At 68.1% G+C, this 15,581-nt stretch carries 12 protein-coding genes and 2 pseudogenes; 6 read left to right on the top strand and 8 right to left on the bottom strand.

Features of this window, described 5'->3' with window-relative positions:
- Nucleotides 1–33: 33 nt before the first annotated feature.
- Nucleotides 34–744 (bottom strand): hypothetical protein, encoded by a 711-nt coding sequence (locus PGN37_RS25955; protein WP_335333848.1) that lies wholly within the window; start codon nucleotides 742–744, stop codon nucleotides 34–36.
- A 153-nt stretch (nucleotides 745–897) separates the two neighbouring features.
- Here PGN37_RS25955 and PGN37_RS25950 point away from each other — a divergent pair, with 153 nt between their 5' ends.
- The 5 genes and pseudogenes from PGN37_RS25950 to PGN37_RS25930 all read left to right on the top strand — a co-directional run bounded on the left by PGN37_RS25950 (nucleotide 898) and on the right by PGN37_RS25930 (nucleotide 6,057).
- Nucleotides 898–1,890 carry an alpha/beta hydrolase gene (locus tag PGN37_RS25950; protein WP_335333847.1) on the top strand — a complete coding sequence of 331 codons (993 nt, stop codon included), beginning with the start codon at nucleotides 898–900 and terminating at the stop codon, nucleotides 1,888–1,890.
- A pseudogene (locus PGN37_RS25945) lies at nucleotides 1,891–2,719 on the top strand (SDR family NAD(P)-dependent oxidoreductase).
- Between the two features lie 11 nt (nucleotides 2,720–2,730).
- A complete protein-coding gene (locus PGN37_RS25940) occupies nucleotides 2,731–3,660 on the top strand; it encodes a ferritin-like domain-containing protein (RefSeq protein WP_335333846.1) in 930 nt (309 codons plus the stop codon).
- Nucleotides 3,661–3,663: 3 nt separating this feature from the next.
- Nucleotides 3,664–5,164, top strand: a pseudogene (locus tag PGN37_RS25935) (flavin-containing monooxygenase).
- Between the two features lie 5 nt (nucleotides 5,165–5,169).
- Nucleotides 5,170–6,057, top strand: coding sequence for a MerR family transcriptional regulator (locus tag PGN37_RS25930; protein WP_335333845.1), 888 nt, complete (start codon nucleotides 5,170–5,172; stop codon nucleotides 6,055–6,057).
- A 29-nt stretch (nucleotides 6,058–6,086) separates the two neighbouring features.
- Here the strand turns inward: PGN37_RS25930 and guaA are convergent, their stop codons facing one another.
- From guaA to guaB, 4 genes are all read right to left on the bottom strand, one after another.
- Complete coding sequence (guaA, locus tag PGN37_RS25925) at nucleotides 6,087–7,646, bottom strand: glutamine-hydrolyzing GMP synthase (protein WP_335333844.1); 1,560 nt, start codon at nucleotides 7,644–7,646, stop codon at nucleotides 6,087–6,089.
- A 29-nt stretch (nucleotides 7,647–7,675) separates the two neighbouring features.
- The gene (locus PGN37_RS25920) at nucleotides 7,676–9,442 is read right to left on the bottom strand and encodes a GMC family oxidoreductase (RefSeq protein WP_335333843.1); all 1,767 of its coding nucleotides are present in this window, start codon (nucleotides 9,440–9,442) and stop codon (nucleotides 7,676–7,678) included.
- Between the two features lie 86 nt (nucleotides 9,443–9,528).
- On the bottom strand, nucleotides 9,529–10,665 hold the full coding sequence (locus PGN37_RS25915) for a GuaB3 family IMP dehydrogenase-related protein (RefSeq protein WP_335333842.1): 1,137 nt from the start codon (nucleotides 10,663–10,665) through the stop codon (nucleotides 9,529–9,531).
- A gap of 42 nt (nucleotides 10,666–10,707) precedes the next feature.
- Nucleotides 10,708–12,261: an IMP dehydrogenase gene (gene guaB, locus PGN37_RS25910; protein ID WP_335333841.1), complete on the bottom strand. Its 1,554-nt coding sequence runs from the start codon at nucleotides 12,259–12,261 to the stop codon at nucleotides 10,708–10,710.
- A gap of 159 nt (nucleotides 12,262–12,420) precedes the next feature.
- Between guaB and PGN37_RS25905 the strand changes: the two genes are divergently transcribed.
- The gene (locus PGN37_RS25905; RefSeq protein ID WP_043406106.1) at nucleotides 12,421–12,825 is read left to right on the top strand and encodes a DUF5319 domain-containing protein; all 405 of its coding nucleotides are present in this window, start codon (nucleotides 12,421–12,423) and stop codon (nucleotides 12,823–12,825) included.
- 20 nt (nucleotides 12,826–12,845) lie between these two features.
- Here the strand turns inward: PGN37_RS25905 and PGN37_RS25900 are convergent, their stop codons facing one another.
- The 3 genes from PGN37_RS25900 to PGN37_RS25890 all read right to left on the bottom strand — a co-directional run bounded on the left by PGN37_RS25900 (nucleotide 12,846) and on the right by PGN37_RS25890 (nucleotide 15,503).
- Nucleotides 12,846–14,042 carry an anti-sigma-D factor RsdA gene (locus PGN37_RS25900; protein ID WP_335333840.1) on the bottom strand — a complete coding sequence of 399 codons (1,197 nt, stop codon included), beginning with the start codon at nucleotides 14,040–14,042 and terminating at the stop codon, nucleotides 12,846–12,848.
- The gene (locus tag PGN37_RS25895) at nucleotides 14,035–14,613 is read right to left on the bottom strand and encodes a sigma-70 family RNA polymerase sigma factor (RefSeq protein WP_335333839.1); all 579 of its coding nucleotides are present in this window, start codon (nucleotides 14,611–14,613) and stop codon (nucleotides 14,035–14,037) included. Before PGN37_RS25895 ends, PGN37_RS25900 begins: the two co-directional genes overlap by 8 nt.
- A 98-nt stretch (nucleotides 14,614–14,711) precedes the next feature.
- On the bottom strand, nucleotides 14,712–15,503 hold the full coding sequence (locus PGN37_RS25890; RefSeq protein WP_335333838.1) for a hypothetical protein: 792 nt from the start codon (nucleotides 15,501–15,503) through the stop codon (nucleotides 14,712–14,714).
- Between the last annotated feature and the right edge of the window lie 78 nt (nucleotides 15,504–15,581).

Raw genomic sequence — 15,581 nt, 5'->3', positions numbered from 1 at the left:
GCACCAGAGCGCCAGCACCCTGGAGGCGGCCACCTAACCGTTCACCACCTGGTTGAGCACTCCAGGTCCGGCCAGCCGCCCCCGGGCCCGCATCGCCAGGCGCACCCGACTGATCCGCCCGCGGCCAGGAACGGGTACCTCACCCCCCGGACCGGCGAAGTCGAAACCGCTGACCGCGGCCTCCAACCGAGCGGAGGCACCCTCCCAGATGCCATCGGTGACGAGCAGCGTGCACCCCCGCTGGCGCGCACGAGCCACCACCGCCCTGGCCCGGGACGGCGGCACCGACCGGCCGCCCAGGCCGAGTACCACCAGATCCATCCCGTCCATCAGGACCGCGGCCACCTCGACGGGATCCGCCCCCGGCTCCGGAATCATGGCGATCCGACTCAGATCCGCCCCCATCTCCACCGCCGCGAGCAGGCCCACATCCGGCTGCCCGATGATCGCGACGTGGCCCCCATCGGCCGTCACGGCGGCGATGATTCTCAACTCCAGCGACCGCGCCCCCGACATCACTGCCACGGTTCCTCGTGGCAGCGACGTCAGATCGGACACCTCCAGCAAAGAATCCGCGGGCTGTGGCACCTCCGTCGAGGCGGCCGCCGCGGGTGCGGACCGACGGCTCGATCCCACCTTTCCCGACACCGATGCCATCTGCTTGCGAAGCTGTTCCAGCTGCTCAGCACGGGTGACAGGGCATCGATTCACCACCTTCACCCCTGTCACAACTGCACCGTGCATATCATCCGCCTCATCGGGTGTTCGAATGTTTGTTCGATAACGCCAGTAAACACCCACCCACCGACATCGTCAACCAACAGTCGTGCCGCTGGATCACGCCATTCGCGAATAGTGTCATTGACAAATGTCAGCATTGGATGTTGTATCCATCCAATGCTCAACGGAGAGATCACCACCGACTTGACCCACCGCGGGTCCCACCGGTCCCGCAGTGCCGCCGCACTCGCCGGACTGACCCTGCGCCAACTGAGCCTGGTCCTTCCGCCCGATCAACCATGGGGCCTGTGGACCTCGCGGCAGATCGTGGCCCGGCTGATGGACACGTGCGGTCCCTCACTGGCCGGCACCCGGACAGAATCCGTCGACGTCCGCACCCCCGACGGCGGCCGCGTGGTCGGCGAATGGGTGTGGGGCCGAGGCGTTGCCCGTGACACCACCCGGGCGATCTACTTCGTCCACGGCAGCGGTTTCGCGCTCTGCTCCACCCGCACGCACCGGCGGCTGGTGTCTTGGCTCTCCCGACTGACCGGGATCGGGGTCTTCAGCATCGACTACCGGCTGGCGCCGCAGCACCGATTCCCCACCGCCGCAGACGACGTCCGCCGCGGCTGGGAATGGCTCACCGGTGAGCACGGCATCGCCCCCGAACGCACGGTGATCGCCGGCGATTCGGCCGGCGGCCACCTCAGCGTCGACCTGCTGCTGCAACCAGACGTCCACCACCCCGCGGGCATGGTGTTGATGTCACCGCTGCTGGACCTCACGTTCGCACTGGCCCGCACGCGCGAACGCACCCGCCCCGACCCCGCGATCCGCTCTCGTGACGCTGCACGACTGGTCGAGTTGTATTGCCGGGGCATCGAACCCACTCACCCCAGGCTGAAACTCGATGTGGCTCAGGGTCGGACACTGCCCCCCGCACTGATCCAGGCCGGCGGCGCTGAAATGCTCGCCGCCGATGCGATCGCGCTCGCCGAAGACCTGCGGGTTGCCGGCGGTGAAGCCCACCTGCAGATCTGGCCCGACCAGGTCCACGTCTTCCAAGCCCTTCCGCGGCTCGCCCCCGAAGCGGTGCCCGCGATGCGCGACGTGGCCGGCTTCATCGCCGACGTCCTCGCTGCGCCGGCGATCGAGCAGGCCGGCTAGATGGGCATTTTCGGCACCAAACGCACCCACCGCGCCGACGCGGTGATCACCGGCGCGGGCAGCGGCATCGGCGCCGCGTTCGCCACCGAGCTGGCCCGCCGCGGCGGCCGGGTACTGTGCAGCGACATCGACCTCGACGCCGCCACGGCCACCGCGGACACGTTGCGCAACAACGGAACCGATGCCTCGGCGGTTCGCTGCGACGTCACCGACGTCGACGACGTGTACCGGCTCGCCGAGGCTGCCCAATCGTTCTTCGGCGACGCCCCCACGATCGTCGTCAACAACGCCGGCGTAGGTGCCGGTGGCGCTCCGATCGGGGAGATCGACCTCGCCGACTGGAAATGGGTGCTCGGAGTCAACCTCTGGGGCCCGATCCACGGCTGCCACGTGTTCGCCCCCATCCTGCGCGATGCGGGCCGTCCCGCGGGCATCGTGAACGTCGCCTCCGCAGCCGCTTTCGGTGCCGCACCCGGGATGGCGGCCTACAACGTCAGCAAGGCGGGCACGCTGTCACTGTCGGAGACGCTGTCGGCCGAACTCGCCGGCACCGGCGTCACCGTGACGGCTCTGTGCCCGACGTTCGTCAAGACCAACATCGTCAGCGCGGGCCGGATCTCCGACCGCTCCACCCATCTCGCCGACAACCTCATGCGCTGGATCGGCTTCTCCCCCGACCGCGTCGCCCGCATGTGCCTGGACACCCTCGATCGCGGTGGCCTGTACTGCATGCCGCAGCCCGAAGCCCGGATCGGCTGGGGCATCAAGCGTTTCACCCCCGACGGTGTACACCCGCGCCGCCGGCCTGATCACTCGCGTCACCACCTAGGAGGAGACACCATGGCAAAAGCCACGATGGACATGGACGCCATGCTGGCCAAGATCAAGGACCGGCAGTGGGCACTGGCCGACATCGACTGGGACGCACCGGGCGCCGAGATGATCACCGACGAGATGCGGCCCAAGCTCAAGGCCTTCATGGCCGACCTGTGCTGGATCGAGAACGTCGGGGCCCGCGGGTTCGCGGCGCTGGCCAAGAAGGCCCCCACCCCCACCATCGCCGAGATCTACCGGTATTTCCACGCCGAGGAGCAGCGGCACGCCAACGCCGAACTGGCCTTGATGAAGAGGTGGGGCATGCTCGACGACGGTGAAATGCCGGAACCGAACGTCAACATCCGGCTGGCCATCGAGTGGCTCGACACCTACTCCGACGACATGTCACTGTCGATCCTGGGCACCGTCATCCCGATGCTTGAGGTGGCCCTCGACGGGGCGCTGCTCAAGTTCCTGCTCGAAGAGGTGCACGATCCGGTCTGTCACCAGGTGTTCGAGAAGATCAACAACGACGAATCGCGGCACATCGCCGTCGATTTCGCGGTGCTCGACATGATCGGCCACGGCGATCTGCGCCATCTGCTCGTGCAGTTCGTGGGCAACGTCGCCTCCCCCGGCCTGATCATGGGCATGATGCTGTACGTCCCGCTGCTCAACCGCATGCGCAACAACATCATCGACATGGGCCTGCAGCCAGAGAAGCTCTACAACGCGATGAAGCGCTTCCAGACGTTGGGTGAGCGTGGCGAGAAGACCTGGCGGGTACCGACGTACCAGTTGCTCAAGTACCACGGCCGCGCCGTCATCAACCCACGCAACCCCTACCACTGGCTCGCCAATCCCATGGTGTGGGCGTCCGATTACTACCCCAAGGTGCTGCTGCGACCCATCCCGTCCTGGTTCAAAGAGCTGACCCACGAGCCGGCGGCCTGAACCGTGGCCGATACGCGCATACACGACACCCTGATCGTCGGTGCCGGCTTCACCGGGCTGGGGGCGGCCATCAAGCTCCGGCAGGCAGGCGTCGAGGACGTCGTGATCGTCGAACGTGCCGACGACGTCGGCGGGACGTGGCGGGACAACACCTATCCGGGTGTGGCCTGCGACATCCCGACGATGCTGTACTCGTTCTCGTTCGCCCGCAATCCAGCGTGGTCGCGCATGTACCCCTCGGGTGGCGAGATCAGAGAACACATCCAGGACCTGACCGAGCAGCACGGGCTGCGCCGGCTGATCCGATTCGGCACCGAAGTCACCGGTCTGAGCTTTGCCGGTGACACCGGGGTGTGGACGGCAACGGTCAACGGGCGCAGGAAGATCCGCGCCCGCACGGTGGTGCTCGCGGCCGGCCCGCTCGCCGATCACCGGCTGCCCGATATCCGAGGCATCGAGACCTACACGGGCACCAAGATCCACAGTGCCTCGTGGGACCACGATTTCGATGTCACGGGCAAGAGGATCGGTGTGATCGGCAACCGGCGCCAGTGCCGTGCAGATCGTTCCCGAACTGGTCAAGGACGCCGCCTTCGTCAAGGTGTTCCAGCGCACCCCCGGCTGGGTGCTCCCCCGGCCCGACGTCGGCATTCCCGACGCGGTCCAGCAGCTGTTCGCCAGAGTTCCTGCGGCACAGGAGATCAGCCGCCAGGCATTGTTCTGGGGGCACGAGGCCTGCGCCGCCGCGCTGGTGTGGAACACGCCGCTGACCGGGTTGGTGTCGGCGTTGGGTCGCGCGCATCTGCGACTGCGGATCAAGGACAAGTGGCTGCGCCGCCAGCTCACCCCGGACTTCACCCCGGGGTGCAAGCGGATGCTGATCTCCAACGACTACTACACCGCCCTGCAGAAGGAGAACTGCAAGCTCATCGACTGGCCGATCGCCACATTGAGCCCCGCCGGTGTCCGCACCTGCGACGGGATCGAGCACCATCTCGACGCGATCGTGTTCGCCACCGGCTACGACGTGCACCTGTCCGGTCCGCCGTTCCCCGTCACCGGGCTGGGAGGTCGCTCACTGCAGCAGGACTGGGCCGAACACGCCGAGGCACACAAGAGCGCCAGCGTGCACGGCTATCCGAACCTGTTCCTGATGACCGGTCCCAACTCCGGGCCCGGCCACAACTCGCTGCTGGTCTACATCGAAGGGCAGATCGACTACGCGGTGGCTGGCATCACGACGATCCTCAAGGAGAACCTGCTGTACCTCGATGTCCGCGCCGACGTGCAGCGCCGGTACAACGCCGGTATCCAGCGGCGGCTGGGGGCGACGACGTGGATGTCGGGCTGCCGCAGCTGGTATCTGACCGCCGACGGCTTCAATGCGTCGATGTACCCCGGACTGGCAACACAGTATCTTCGACAGATGCGCCAATTCCGGTTCGACGACTATGCCGCGGTGGCACACGGCGCTCGGGCGCGCGCCGTGTCCTCCACTGCCTGAATGTGATGTCCCAGCCGAAGTCCAGCGGACCGATCCCGACGATCCTGCGCCGGATTCGTCGCGGTTCGCGCGACGTCGTCGAGGCCGCGGTGTCCCAATTGTTCGACGCTGCGGTGCAACCGCACGGTGTCGCGGAGTCCGGCGAATACCGCATCGACGAACTGGCACGGCTGGGTGGCACGACGACCCGCAACGTCCGCGTCTACCGCGACCGCGGTCTGCTGCACCCCCCGCTGAGGGTCGGCCGCATCGCGCTGTTCAACGACACCCACCTCACCCGGCTGCGTCTGATCACGTCACTGCTCGACCGCGGCTACAACATCGCCCACGTCAACGAGATGCTCTCGGCGTGGGAGCAGGGTAAGGACATCGGGGACATGCTCGGGCTGGAGTCCGCGATCGCGGGCAGCTGGGCCACCGAGAAACCGCAGCGCATGGGGCTGTCCGAGGCCCGCGGCACCATCGGCGACGACGCCGCGTTCGATCGCATGATCGAGCTCGACATCATCCGTGTCGACGGCGAGCAGGCCACGATCGTGCGGCCGACGCTGGTGGATGCGTTCACCGAGATCCACCGCTACGGCGTCACGTACGACAAGCTCATCGACATCCACGAGCAGGTGAAGCCGCTAGTCGATCAGATCAGCGCGATCCTGGTGCAGGCCGGTCTCGATGAGGTGGTCGACAAGATCAACCCGGGCGCCGCGATGCCCGATGACGTCAAGGTCGCCGAACTCATCACCACCCTGGTGCGGTTCCGCACGCAGGCGGTGGGCGCCGTCAGTGCGACGCTGGCGTTTTCGATCGAGTCGGCCGTCGAGACGACGGTCGCGACGATGCTCGGCGACCTGATCGAAAAGAGCAGCAGCGACAAGAGTGACGGCGCCGGTTGATCAGACACCTGATCACGCCCTGAGCAGCATCACTCCCACTCGATCGTGCCCGGCGGTTTGCTCGTGATGTCCAAGACAACTCGGTTCACTTCGCGCACCTCGTTGGTGATGCGCGTGGAGATCCGTTCGAGTACCTCGTAAGGCACGCGCGTCCAGTCCGCGGTCATCGCGTCCTCGCTCGACACCGGCCGCAGCACGATCGGATGCCCATAGGTGCGACCGTCGCCCTGCACTCCGACCGACCGCACGTCGGCCAGCAACACCACCGGGCACTGCCAGATCTGGTGATCCAGGCCCGCCGAAGTCAGCTCCTCGCGGGCGATGGCATCAGCGCGACGCAACGTGTCGAGCCTGTCAGCGGTGACTTCGCCGACGATCCGGATGCCCAGGCCGGGCCCCGGGAAAGGTTGGCGCGCAACGATCTCTTCGGGCAGCCCGAGTTCGCGGCCGACTGCGCGGACCTCGTCCTTGAAGAGCAGCCGCAGCGGTTCGACGAGCGTGAACTTCAGGTCGCCGGGGAGGCCGCCGACGTTGTGGTGGCTCTTGATGTTCGCCGTGCCGGTGCCGCCGCCGGATTCGACGACGTCGGGGTACAGCGTGCCCTGCACCAGGAACTCGACGTCTCCTTCGGCCGCTCCCAACGCATCCCGCACGGCACCTTCGAAGGCCCGGATGAATTCGCGGCCGATGATCTTGCGTTTACCCTCGGGGTTCGTGACCCCCGACAGCGCCTCGAGGAAGCGGTCGGCCACATCGACGGTGACGAGGTTGGCACCGGTGGCGGCGACGAAGTCGCGCTGCACCTGGGCGCGCTCCCCGGCGCGCAGGAGACCGTGGTCGACGAACACGCACGTCAGCCGGTCGCCGACGGCGCGCTGGACAAGGGCCGCCGCGACCGCGGAATCCACGCCGCCGGACAGCCCGCAGATGGCCCGTCCGTCGCCGATCTGGGTGCGCACCTGCTCGACCAGAGCCTCGGCGATGTTGGCCGGCGTCCAGGCCGCGTCGATGCCGGCGAACTCGTGGAGAAAGCGACTGAGTATCTGCTGCCCGTGCGGGCTGTGCATGACTTCCGGGTGGTACTGCACGCCGGCCAGTCCGCGCGCCCGGTTCTCGAAAGCCGCCACCGGCGCACCGGAACTGGTGGCCACGACGTCGAATCCGGCCGGGGCTTCGGTGACCGCGTCACCGTGACTCATCCAGACCGGCTGTCTGGTCGGAAGATCCGAATGCAACTCTCCGCCGACCACATTCAGCTCGGTGCGGCCGAACTCACTGGTGCCGGTGTGTGCGACCGTGCCGCCGAGCGCTTGGGCCATCGCCTGAAAGCCGTAGCAGATGCCGAACACCGGGATGTCGAGGTCGAACAACGCCGGGTCGAGTTGGGGTGCGCCCTCGGAATACACGCTGGCCGGCCCGCCGGACAGCACGACCGCGCGCGGGTTGCGCGCCTTGATCTCGTCGACGGTCGTGGTGTGCGGGATGACCTCAGAGAACACCCGCGCCTCGCGAACCCGGCGTGCGATCAATTGGGCGTACTGGGCACCGAAATCGACCACCAGTACCGGGCGGGGAGCAGCAGAATCCACCCGCACAGTCTAGTGGGGTGCTTTCAGCCTCAGGCGCCCTGCGCGTCCGCGGTCGTGGGATCTCGCCGATTGACCGTCTCGGCGGACACTCCCCAGTCCAGGGCTGCGGGTGCGTCCGCGGGCACCACCGGCTGGGCGGGCTCGATGGGATCCAGCTGCCGGTAGGGCTGCCCCTGCGCCGGCCGTTGGTCCTGTTCGCCCTTGTTCGGCCACAGCGACGCGGCGCGTTCGGCCTGCGCGGTGATCGAAAGCGACGGATTGACACCGAGATTCGCCGAGATCGCCGAACCGTCGACCACCGAGAGCGTCGGGTAGTTCCACACCCGGTGGTAGGGGTCGATCACTCCGTGCTCGGGGCTGTCGCCGATGACCGCCCCGCCGAGGAAGTGCGCGGTGAGTGGAATGTTGAACAGCTCGCCCCAGGTGCCGCCTGCGACGCCGTCGATCTTCTTGGCGATACGCCGCGTCACCTCGTTGCCGACCGGAATCCACGACGGGTTCGGTTCGCCGTGGCCCTGCTTGCTCAGGTAGCGGTGGAAGCCGAACCGGGTGCGCTTGGTGAACGTCGTGATCGAGTTGTCGAGGTTCTGCATGACGAGCGCGATCATCGTGCGCTCGCTCCACCGGCGAGGATTGAGCAGCCGCAGCGTGCCCCGTGGATCCTCGCGGGCGGTGCGCGCCAACTGCTTCCAGCGCGGCACGTCGGTGCCCTCCGGCCCGGAGCCGTCGGTCATCAGGGTCTGCAGCAGCCCCATCGCGTTGGACCCCTTGCCGTATCGGCAGGGTTCGACGTGGGTGTCGGAAGTGGGATGGATCGACGAGGTGATCGCGACGCCGTGGGTGAGGTTCAAGTCGTCGGCCACCCGCAGACGCCCGGCCCCGACGATCGATTCGGAGTTGGTGCGCGTGAGCTCGCCGAGGCGACGGGAGAGCTTCGGCAGTCGGCCGGTGTCGCGCATCTTGAACAGCAGCCGCTGCGTGCCGTACGTGCCGGCGGCGACGATGACGTGGTTGGCGGTGAAGGTGCGGCGGGTGCGACGCACCCAGCTCCCCGTGCGGACCGTGCGAATCTGCCAGGTGCCGTCGGGGCGCTCGCTGAAGTCGGTGACCGTCGTCATCGGCTCGATGTGCGCACCGGCGCGCTCGGCCAGTCCGAGGTAGTTCTTGATCAGCGTGTTCTTGGCGCCGAAGCGGCAGCCCGTCATGCAGGAACCGCATTCGATGCAGCCGGTGCGGGCCGGGCCGGCGCCACCGAAGTAGGGATCGGGCAGGAGCTGGCCGGGCCGCTTCTCGCCGTCCGGGCCGAAGAAGACGCCGACGGGCGTGGGCACCCAGGTGTCGCGACAGCCCATGTCCTCGGCGACTTCCTGCATGATGCGGTCGGCGTCGGTGACGGTCGGGTTCGTGACGACGCCGAGCATCCGCTGCGCCTGGTCGTAGTGCGGCAGCAGCTCGGAGCGCCAGTCGGTGATGTCACGCCACTGGGGATCGTTGAAGAACGGTTCGCGCGGAACGTAGAGCGTGTTGGCGTAGTTCAGGGAGCCGCCGCCGACCCCGGCGCCGGCCAGGATCATCACGTTGTTGAGCAGGTGGATGCGCTGGATGCCGAACATGCCGAACCGCGGCGCCCACAGGAACCGGCGCAGGTTCCACGACGTCTTGGCGAAGTCGGGGTCCTCGTAGCGCTTGCCCGCCTCGAGTACCAGGACCCGGTAGCCCTTCTCGGTGAGGCGTAGCGCGCTGACGCTGCCGCCGAACCCCGAACCGATGATCACGACGTCGTAGTCAGGTTCCATGCCGTCCATTATGAACTTACCGTCCAGTAGTTTCTAGACAGGTTGCCCTAATTTGTAAAGCATGGCTTGTGGCGGCCGTCCGCGGCTCAGTTGCCGACGGTCAACCCGACCTTCTGGAACTCCTTGAGATCGCAGTAGCCGGCCTTGGCCATCGACCGCCGCAAGCCTCCGACCAGGTTCAACGCGCCGAACGGATCGTCGGACGGACCATTGAGCACCTGCGCGAGCGACGGCCGCTCCTCGGTCGCCACCTGCAGCAGAGCGCCGCGCGGCAGCGACGGGTGCGCGGCAGCGGCCGGCCAGAACCAGCCACCGCCCAGCGCCTCGGCGGCCGACGCGAGCGGGGTGCCGAGCACGACGGCGTCGGCGCCGCAGGCGATCGCCTTGGCCAGCTCGCCCGAGGTGTGGATGTCACCGTCGGCGAGGACGTGCACGTACCGGCCGCCGGTCTCGTCGAGGTACTCGCGCCGTGCGGCGGCGGCGTCGGCGATCGCGGTGGCCATCGGCACGCTGATGCCGAGCACCTCGTCCGACGTCGTCACCCCGACCGTGGAGCCGTACCCGACGATCACGCCGGCCGCCCCGGTCCTCATCAGATGCAGCGCGGTGCGGTGATCGAGCACGCCGCCGGCGACCACCGGCACGTCGAGCTCGGAGATGAACGTCTTCAGGTTCAGCGGCTCACCGGCTCCGTGGTCCTGGGCGACCCTTTCCGCGGAGATGATCGTGCCCTGGATGACCAGCAGGTCGATGCCGGCAGCCACCAGCGTCGGCGTCAGCGCCTGCGCGTTCTGCGGCGAGACGCGCACCGCGGTGGTGACCCCGGCCTCGCGAATCCGGGCCACCGCGGCACCGAGCAGATCGAGATCGATTGGCGCAGAGTGCAATTGCTGCAGCAGCCGGACCGAGACCGACGGGTCGGGCTCCTTGGAGGCGACGTCGATCACCTCGGTGATGCGCGCCTCGACATCGGCGTGCCGGCCGATCAGGCCCTCGCCGTTGAGGATGCCCAGCCCGCCGAGGCGGCCGAGCTCGATGGCGAACTCCGGAGACACCAGCGCATCGGTCGGGTGGGCGAGCACCGGGATCTCGAACCGATAGGCATCGAGCTGCCAGGCGGTCGAGACGTCCTTGGACGACCGGGTGCGCCGTGACGGCACGATGTTGATGTCGCCGAGTTCGTACGTACGGCGCGCGGTTCGGCCCATACCGATCTCGACCATGTCTCGCATGTTGTCCACTCCCCTGTAGATCCCGCGACGACCCTAGCGGGTGGTGTAGTTGGGAGCTTCCACCGTCATCGTGATGTCGTGGGGATGGCTCTCCTTGAGTCCGGCCGCGGTGATCTGCACGAACTGCGCCTGCTGCAGCGCCTCGATGGTGGCCGAGCCGGTGTATCCCATGGCCGCGCGCAGTCCGCCGACGAGCTGGTGGATGACCTGCGACAGCGGCCCGCGGAACGGCACCCTGCCCTCGATGCCCTCGGGCACCAGCTTGTCCTCCGAGAGCACGTCGTCCTGGAAGTAGCGATCCTTGGAGTAGGAGCCACGCAGGTTGCCTCCCGCGCCGCGGCCCTGCATCGCCCCCAGCGAGCCCATGCCGCGGTAGCTCTTGAACTGCTTGCCGTTGACGAAGATCAGGTCGCCCGGCGATTCGGCGGTGCCTGCCAGCAGCGAGCCGAGCATCGCCGTCGACGCACCCGCGGCCAGCGCCTTCGCGATGTCACCGGAGTACTGCAGCCCGCCGTCGGCGATCACCGGCACGCCGTGCGGCGCGCACGCGGCGACGGCTTCGAGGATCGCCGTGATCTGCGGGGCACCGACCCCGGCGACCACGCGGGTGGTGCAAATCGAGCCCGGCCCCACGCCGACCTTGACCGCGTCAGCGCCTGCTTCGACCAGGGCTGCGGCCGCCGCGCGTGTGGCGACGTTGCCGCCGACGACCTCCACGCGATCGCCGATGGTCACCTTGAGCCGGTGCACCATGTCGAGCACGCCGCGGTTGTGGGCGTGCGCGGTGTCGACGATCAGCACGTCCACGCCGGCGTCGGCCAGCGTCATCGCACGCGTCCACGCGTCATCGCCCACGCCGACGGCCGCGCCGACCAGCAGCCGTCCGTCGCTGTCCTTGGTGGCCAGCGGGAACTGCTCGGTCTTGACGAAGTCCTTCACGGTGATCAGACCGGTGAGCTTGCCGTTCCCGTCGACGATCGGCAGCTTCTCGATCTTGTTGCGGCGCAACAGTCCCAGCGCCGCTTCGGCCGAGACACCTTCCTGCGCGGTGATCAGCGGGGCCTTGGTCATCACCTCGCGCACGGCCTTGGACTGGTCGACCTCGAAGCGCATGTCGCGGTTGGTGATGATGCCGAGCAGCGTGCCGTGCTGGTCCGTCACCGGCAGACCCGAGATGCGGAACCGCGCGCACATCGCGTCGACCTCGGCGAGCGTGTTGTCCGGCGAGCAGGTGACGGGGTCGGTCACCATGCCGGCCTCGGACCGCTTGACGGTTTCCACGGCGGAGGCCTGCTCGGCCACGGGAAGGTTGCGGTGCAGCACTCCCATGCCGCCGGCGCGCGCCATCGCGATCGCCATCCGCGACTCCGTCACGGTGTCCATCGCGGAGCTGACCAGCGGCACCTTCAGCCGGATCTTGCGGGTCAGCTGGCTGGACGTGTCCGCAGTGGCGGGAATCACATCGGAGGCGGCGGGCAGAAGCAGGACGTCGTCGAACGTGAGACCGAGCATGGCCACCTTGGTCGGATCATCACCGCCGGTGGGCACCGGCACGGCCAGGGGAATGCTGCTCTCGGCGATCGACATGGGAGCCTCCAGTAACCAGACACGGGACAGGCCCTTCGATCCAGAGACGAACGCGACCTGAAGACCCATCTTATCGGCATCAAGCTCGGCATTTGCGTTCGCCATGACGTGCCGCGCGAGTGCTGGCGCGATACCCGCAGGGCTGCGTAGTCTTGTGGCGTGCGAGACCACCTGCCACCAGGATTGCCGCCTGACCCGTTCGCCGACGACCCGAGCGATCCGTCGGCAGCCCTCGATGCTCTCGAGCCCGGGCAGCCGCTGGATCCGCAGGAACGCACCGCCGTGGAGGCCGACCTGGCCGACCTTGCCGTCTACGAAGCGCTGTTGGCGCACAAGGGAATTCGCGGGTTGGTCGTCTGCTGTGACGAATGCCAGCAGGACCACTATCACGACTGGGACATGCTGCGAGCCAACCTGCTGCAGCTCCTGGTCGACGGCACCGTACGGCCGCACGAGCCGGCCTACGATCCCGAGCCCGATTCGTACGTCACATGGGACTACTGCCGCGGCTATGCCGATGCGTCGCTGAATGAGGCGGCCTCGGAGTCCGACGGCTATCGCTGAGGGCTGAATTCCTCGCCCTGTCAGCTGCCCGTCAGCGGGGCGCCTCCGGCACCACCGGCAGAATCGTCGTGGTCGGAATCGCAGGCACTGCGGGTGCTACGGGCTCCACCGCGATCGACGGAATCGCGACGATCGGCGCGGGCGTGCTGATCGGAGGCGCGGCTGACGTCGGCGCGGCGGCCGATGTCGTGACCCGCGGTGCCATCGTCGTCGTCGACTGTTGAACGACTACTGACGTCGTCGTGGTCGGGGTGACAGCCGCAGACGTGGAAGCCGACGTCGAGCTCGACGGGGCCACCGTCGTGCGCGACGTGGTCGACGACGGAGCGGGCTGTTGCGTGGACGACGTCGGAGCCGCAGTGCTCGACGGCGGCACTTCCGACGACGACGCTGCCGACGAGGGGGTCGTCCCCCGCCGTCGAGGACGGGGCCTCACTCGACGGGGCCTCACCCGAGGTGGTGGTATCGCTCGGCACCGGAGAAGACGACGTCGCCGACGGGGAGGTCACCGACGGGGAGGTCACCGACGTCGTCTCCGACGGTGAGGTCGGCAGAACTGCGTTCGGGTCGATGCTGACCACGGGGAACGTGGGCAGCGGAGCGCCCGGCGCCACCGTCGCGGCAGGATTCTGAGCCTCGACCTTGACGGTCAGCTCCTGCCACTGGGAGACGAGCTCGGCCTTGCGCTGGTCATCGCCGACCGTCGCGACCGTCGTCGTGACCGACTCGAGCTTGGCCTGGGCACCTTGCCAGTCACCCTGCTCGATCAGCTTCTGCACCTGCTGCATCTCGGTTTGCGCGGCGAGGGCCACCGCGTCGTCGCGAGTCTGCTCCTGCTCGCCGAAGAGCACGGTACGCAGGCCGTACAGCGCATCACCAGGACCGGAGCCCGCGACCACCGCGCCGAACCCACCCAGGCACAACACCGCGGCCGCCGCCGAGCCCACCACGGCCAGCGACACCCGTCGCCGGCGCCCCGGCGAGCTCACGCGATCGAGGGCCGCGGCCGCTTCCTGCAGCGTCAGCACGTCGCTCATCGGCGTCTCGCGCACGTCGTCGCGCCAACCGGCCAACAGCTGGGCCAGTTCCGCTTCGCCGCGGTCGGTCGAGTAGACGGGCTGCTGCCCGGCCAGTGCGTCGAGGAACTGATCGGTGCGGTTGATCTCGTTCAGCGACGGATCTCCACCGCTGTTGTTCCAGCGTCCGAAGTCAGGCATGGTCACGTCCCGTCGCCATGATCTCCGTCTTCAAGCGTGACAGCGCGCGGTGCTGGGCCACCCGGACCGCACCAGCGGTGCTACCGACCGCCTCGGCGGTCTCCTCGGCGCTCATACCGACGACCACGCGCAGGATCAGGATCTCGCGCTGCTTCTCGGGAAGGATCTGCAGGAGGGCGTTCATCCTGGCCGACGACTCGGAGTCGATCGCCATCTGCTCGGGACCGGCCTCACCGGAGAATCGTTCCGGCACCACCTCCATCGGGTCCGCCCGGTTACGTCCGGCGGCCCGATGTGCGTCGGCAACCTTGTGCGCTGCGATGCCGTACACGAAGGCCAGGAACGGTCGTCCCTGATCCTTGTACCGCGGCAGCGCGGTGATGGCAGCCAAGCACACCTCCTGAGCAACGTCATCAGCTGAGAGACCGCTTCGTTCCGCGGATCCCACGCGCGCCCGGCAATAGCGGACGACGAGGGGGCGGATGATCTCCAGCACCTCCCGGAGTGCATCTCGATTGCCAGCAATGGCTTCTGCCACGACAGCATCGAGACGTTCTCCCGAAATTGTCATCGTGAGCAGGCTCTCCAGCGTTACGTCGGGGACACCGGATGGGGGTGTCAGTTGTGTGGCTCAGCTAAACAATAACGACCACTGGGGGCGCAGCCCCGTTAGCGCGAGCGCCACACGCCGCCTCGTCTGATCACGGTTTCGGCGCAACTGCGACGAATGTCTGTGATCTGGCGTTCAGAACAGTTCACGCTCCCGATGCCCTCCAGTAGCGAGGCGGCCGCCCAACGGAGCGGGACGAGGCCGTGCTCAGCGGTCTGCGCCAGTACGCGATCGCCGTCTGTGCGGGCGGCGGCGAGGTCGCCCGTCGCGCAGTGCGCGGCGGCACGTACGAGCAGTGACTTGATCCGGTGGCGCACCGACGGCGTGCTGTCGGCCAGCTCGACGGCCCGCTGCGCGTGTCCGGGGGCGGACGCATCGCCACGTGCCATGGCCAGCTCCGCCGACACCCACGCCAGGCGGATGGCCAGGCGGGTTGAGTGTGCGCCCGCCACGAGGTCGGCGGCGCGGGCGAGCGCCCGTTGCGAGGCCGCGAACCGACCGACGCCGAGCGCGTCGGCGGCCAGGCCGATCAGGGCGTCCGCGCCGGCTTCGCCGGTTCCATTCGACAGCCCCCAGGCCGCGCCGTCGAACGAGCGGGCGCGCTCGTGCCAGCCGAGCTGGCGCCGCAACGAGCCGCGGGTGCTAAGCGCCAGAGAGGCGAGCGGCCCACGTCCGGCGACGCGCAGTAGTCGATCGAGGTCTGCCTCGGCGGCGGCATAGCGGCCCTGCCCGCCGGCGGCCACGGCACGCAGCCACAGTCCTTCGAGAGTGCCGGCAGCTGCCAGCGGCCACGCGCCCGGGTTGCCGCCGAACGCTGCTGAGCCGGAATCGGGGTCGGAATCGAAGACCATGTCGAGAGCCGACGCTATCAACAACGACAAATATGTTGGGTCCGTCAGTTAACAGTTCATGCTCGCCGTGTTACGAAC

It is taken from the genome of Mycobacterium kyogaense (genome assembly GCF_036946525.1).
In the GTDB taxonomy this organism is placed as follows: domain Bacteria; phylum Actinomycetota; class Actinomycetes; order Mycobacteriales; family Mycobacteriaceae; genus Mycobacterium; species Mycobacterium kyogaense_A.
Note: the sequence above shows the minus strand (reverse complement) of the source record. Positions and strands in the feature narration are given on the sequence as shown.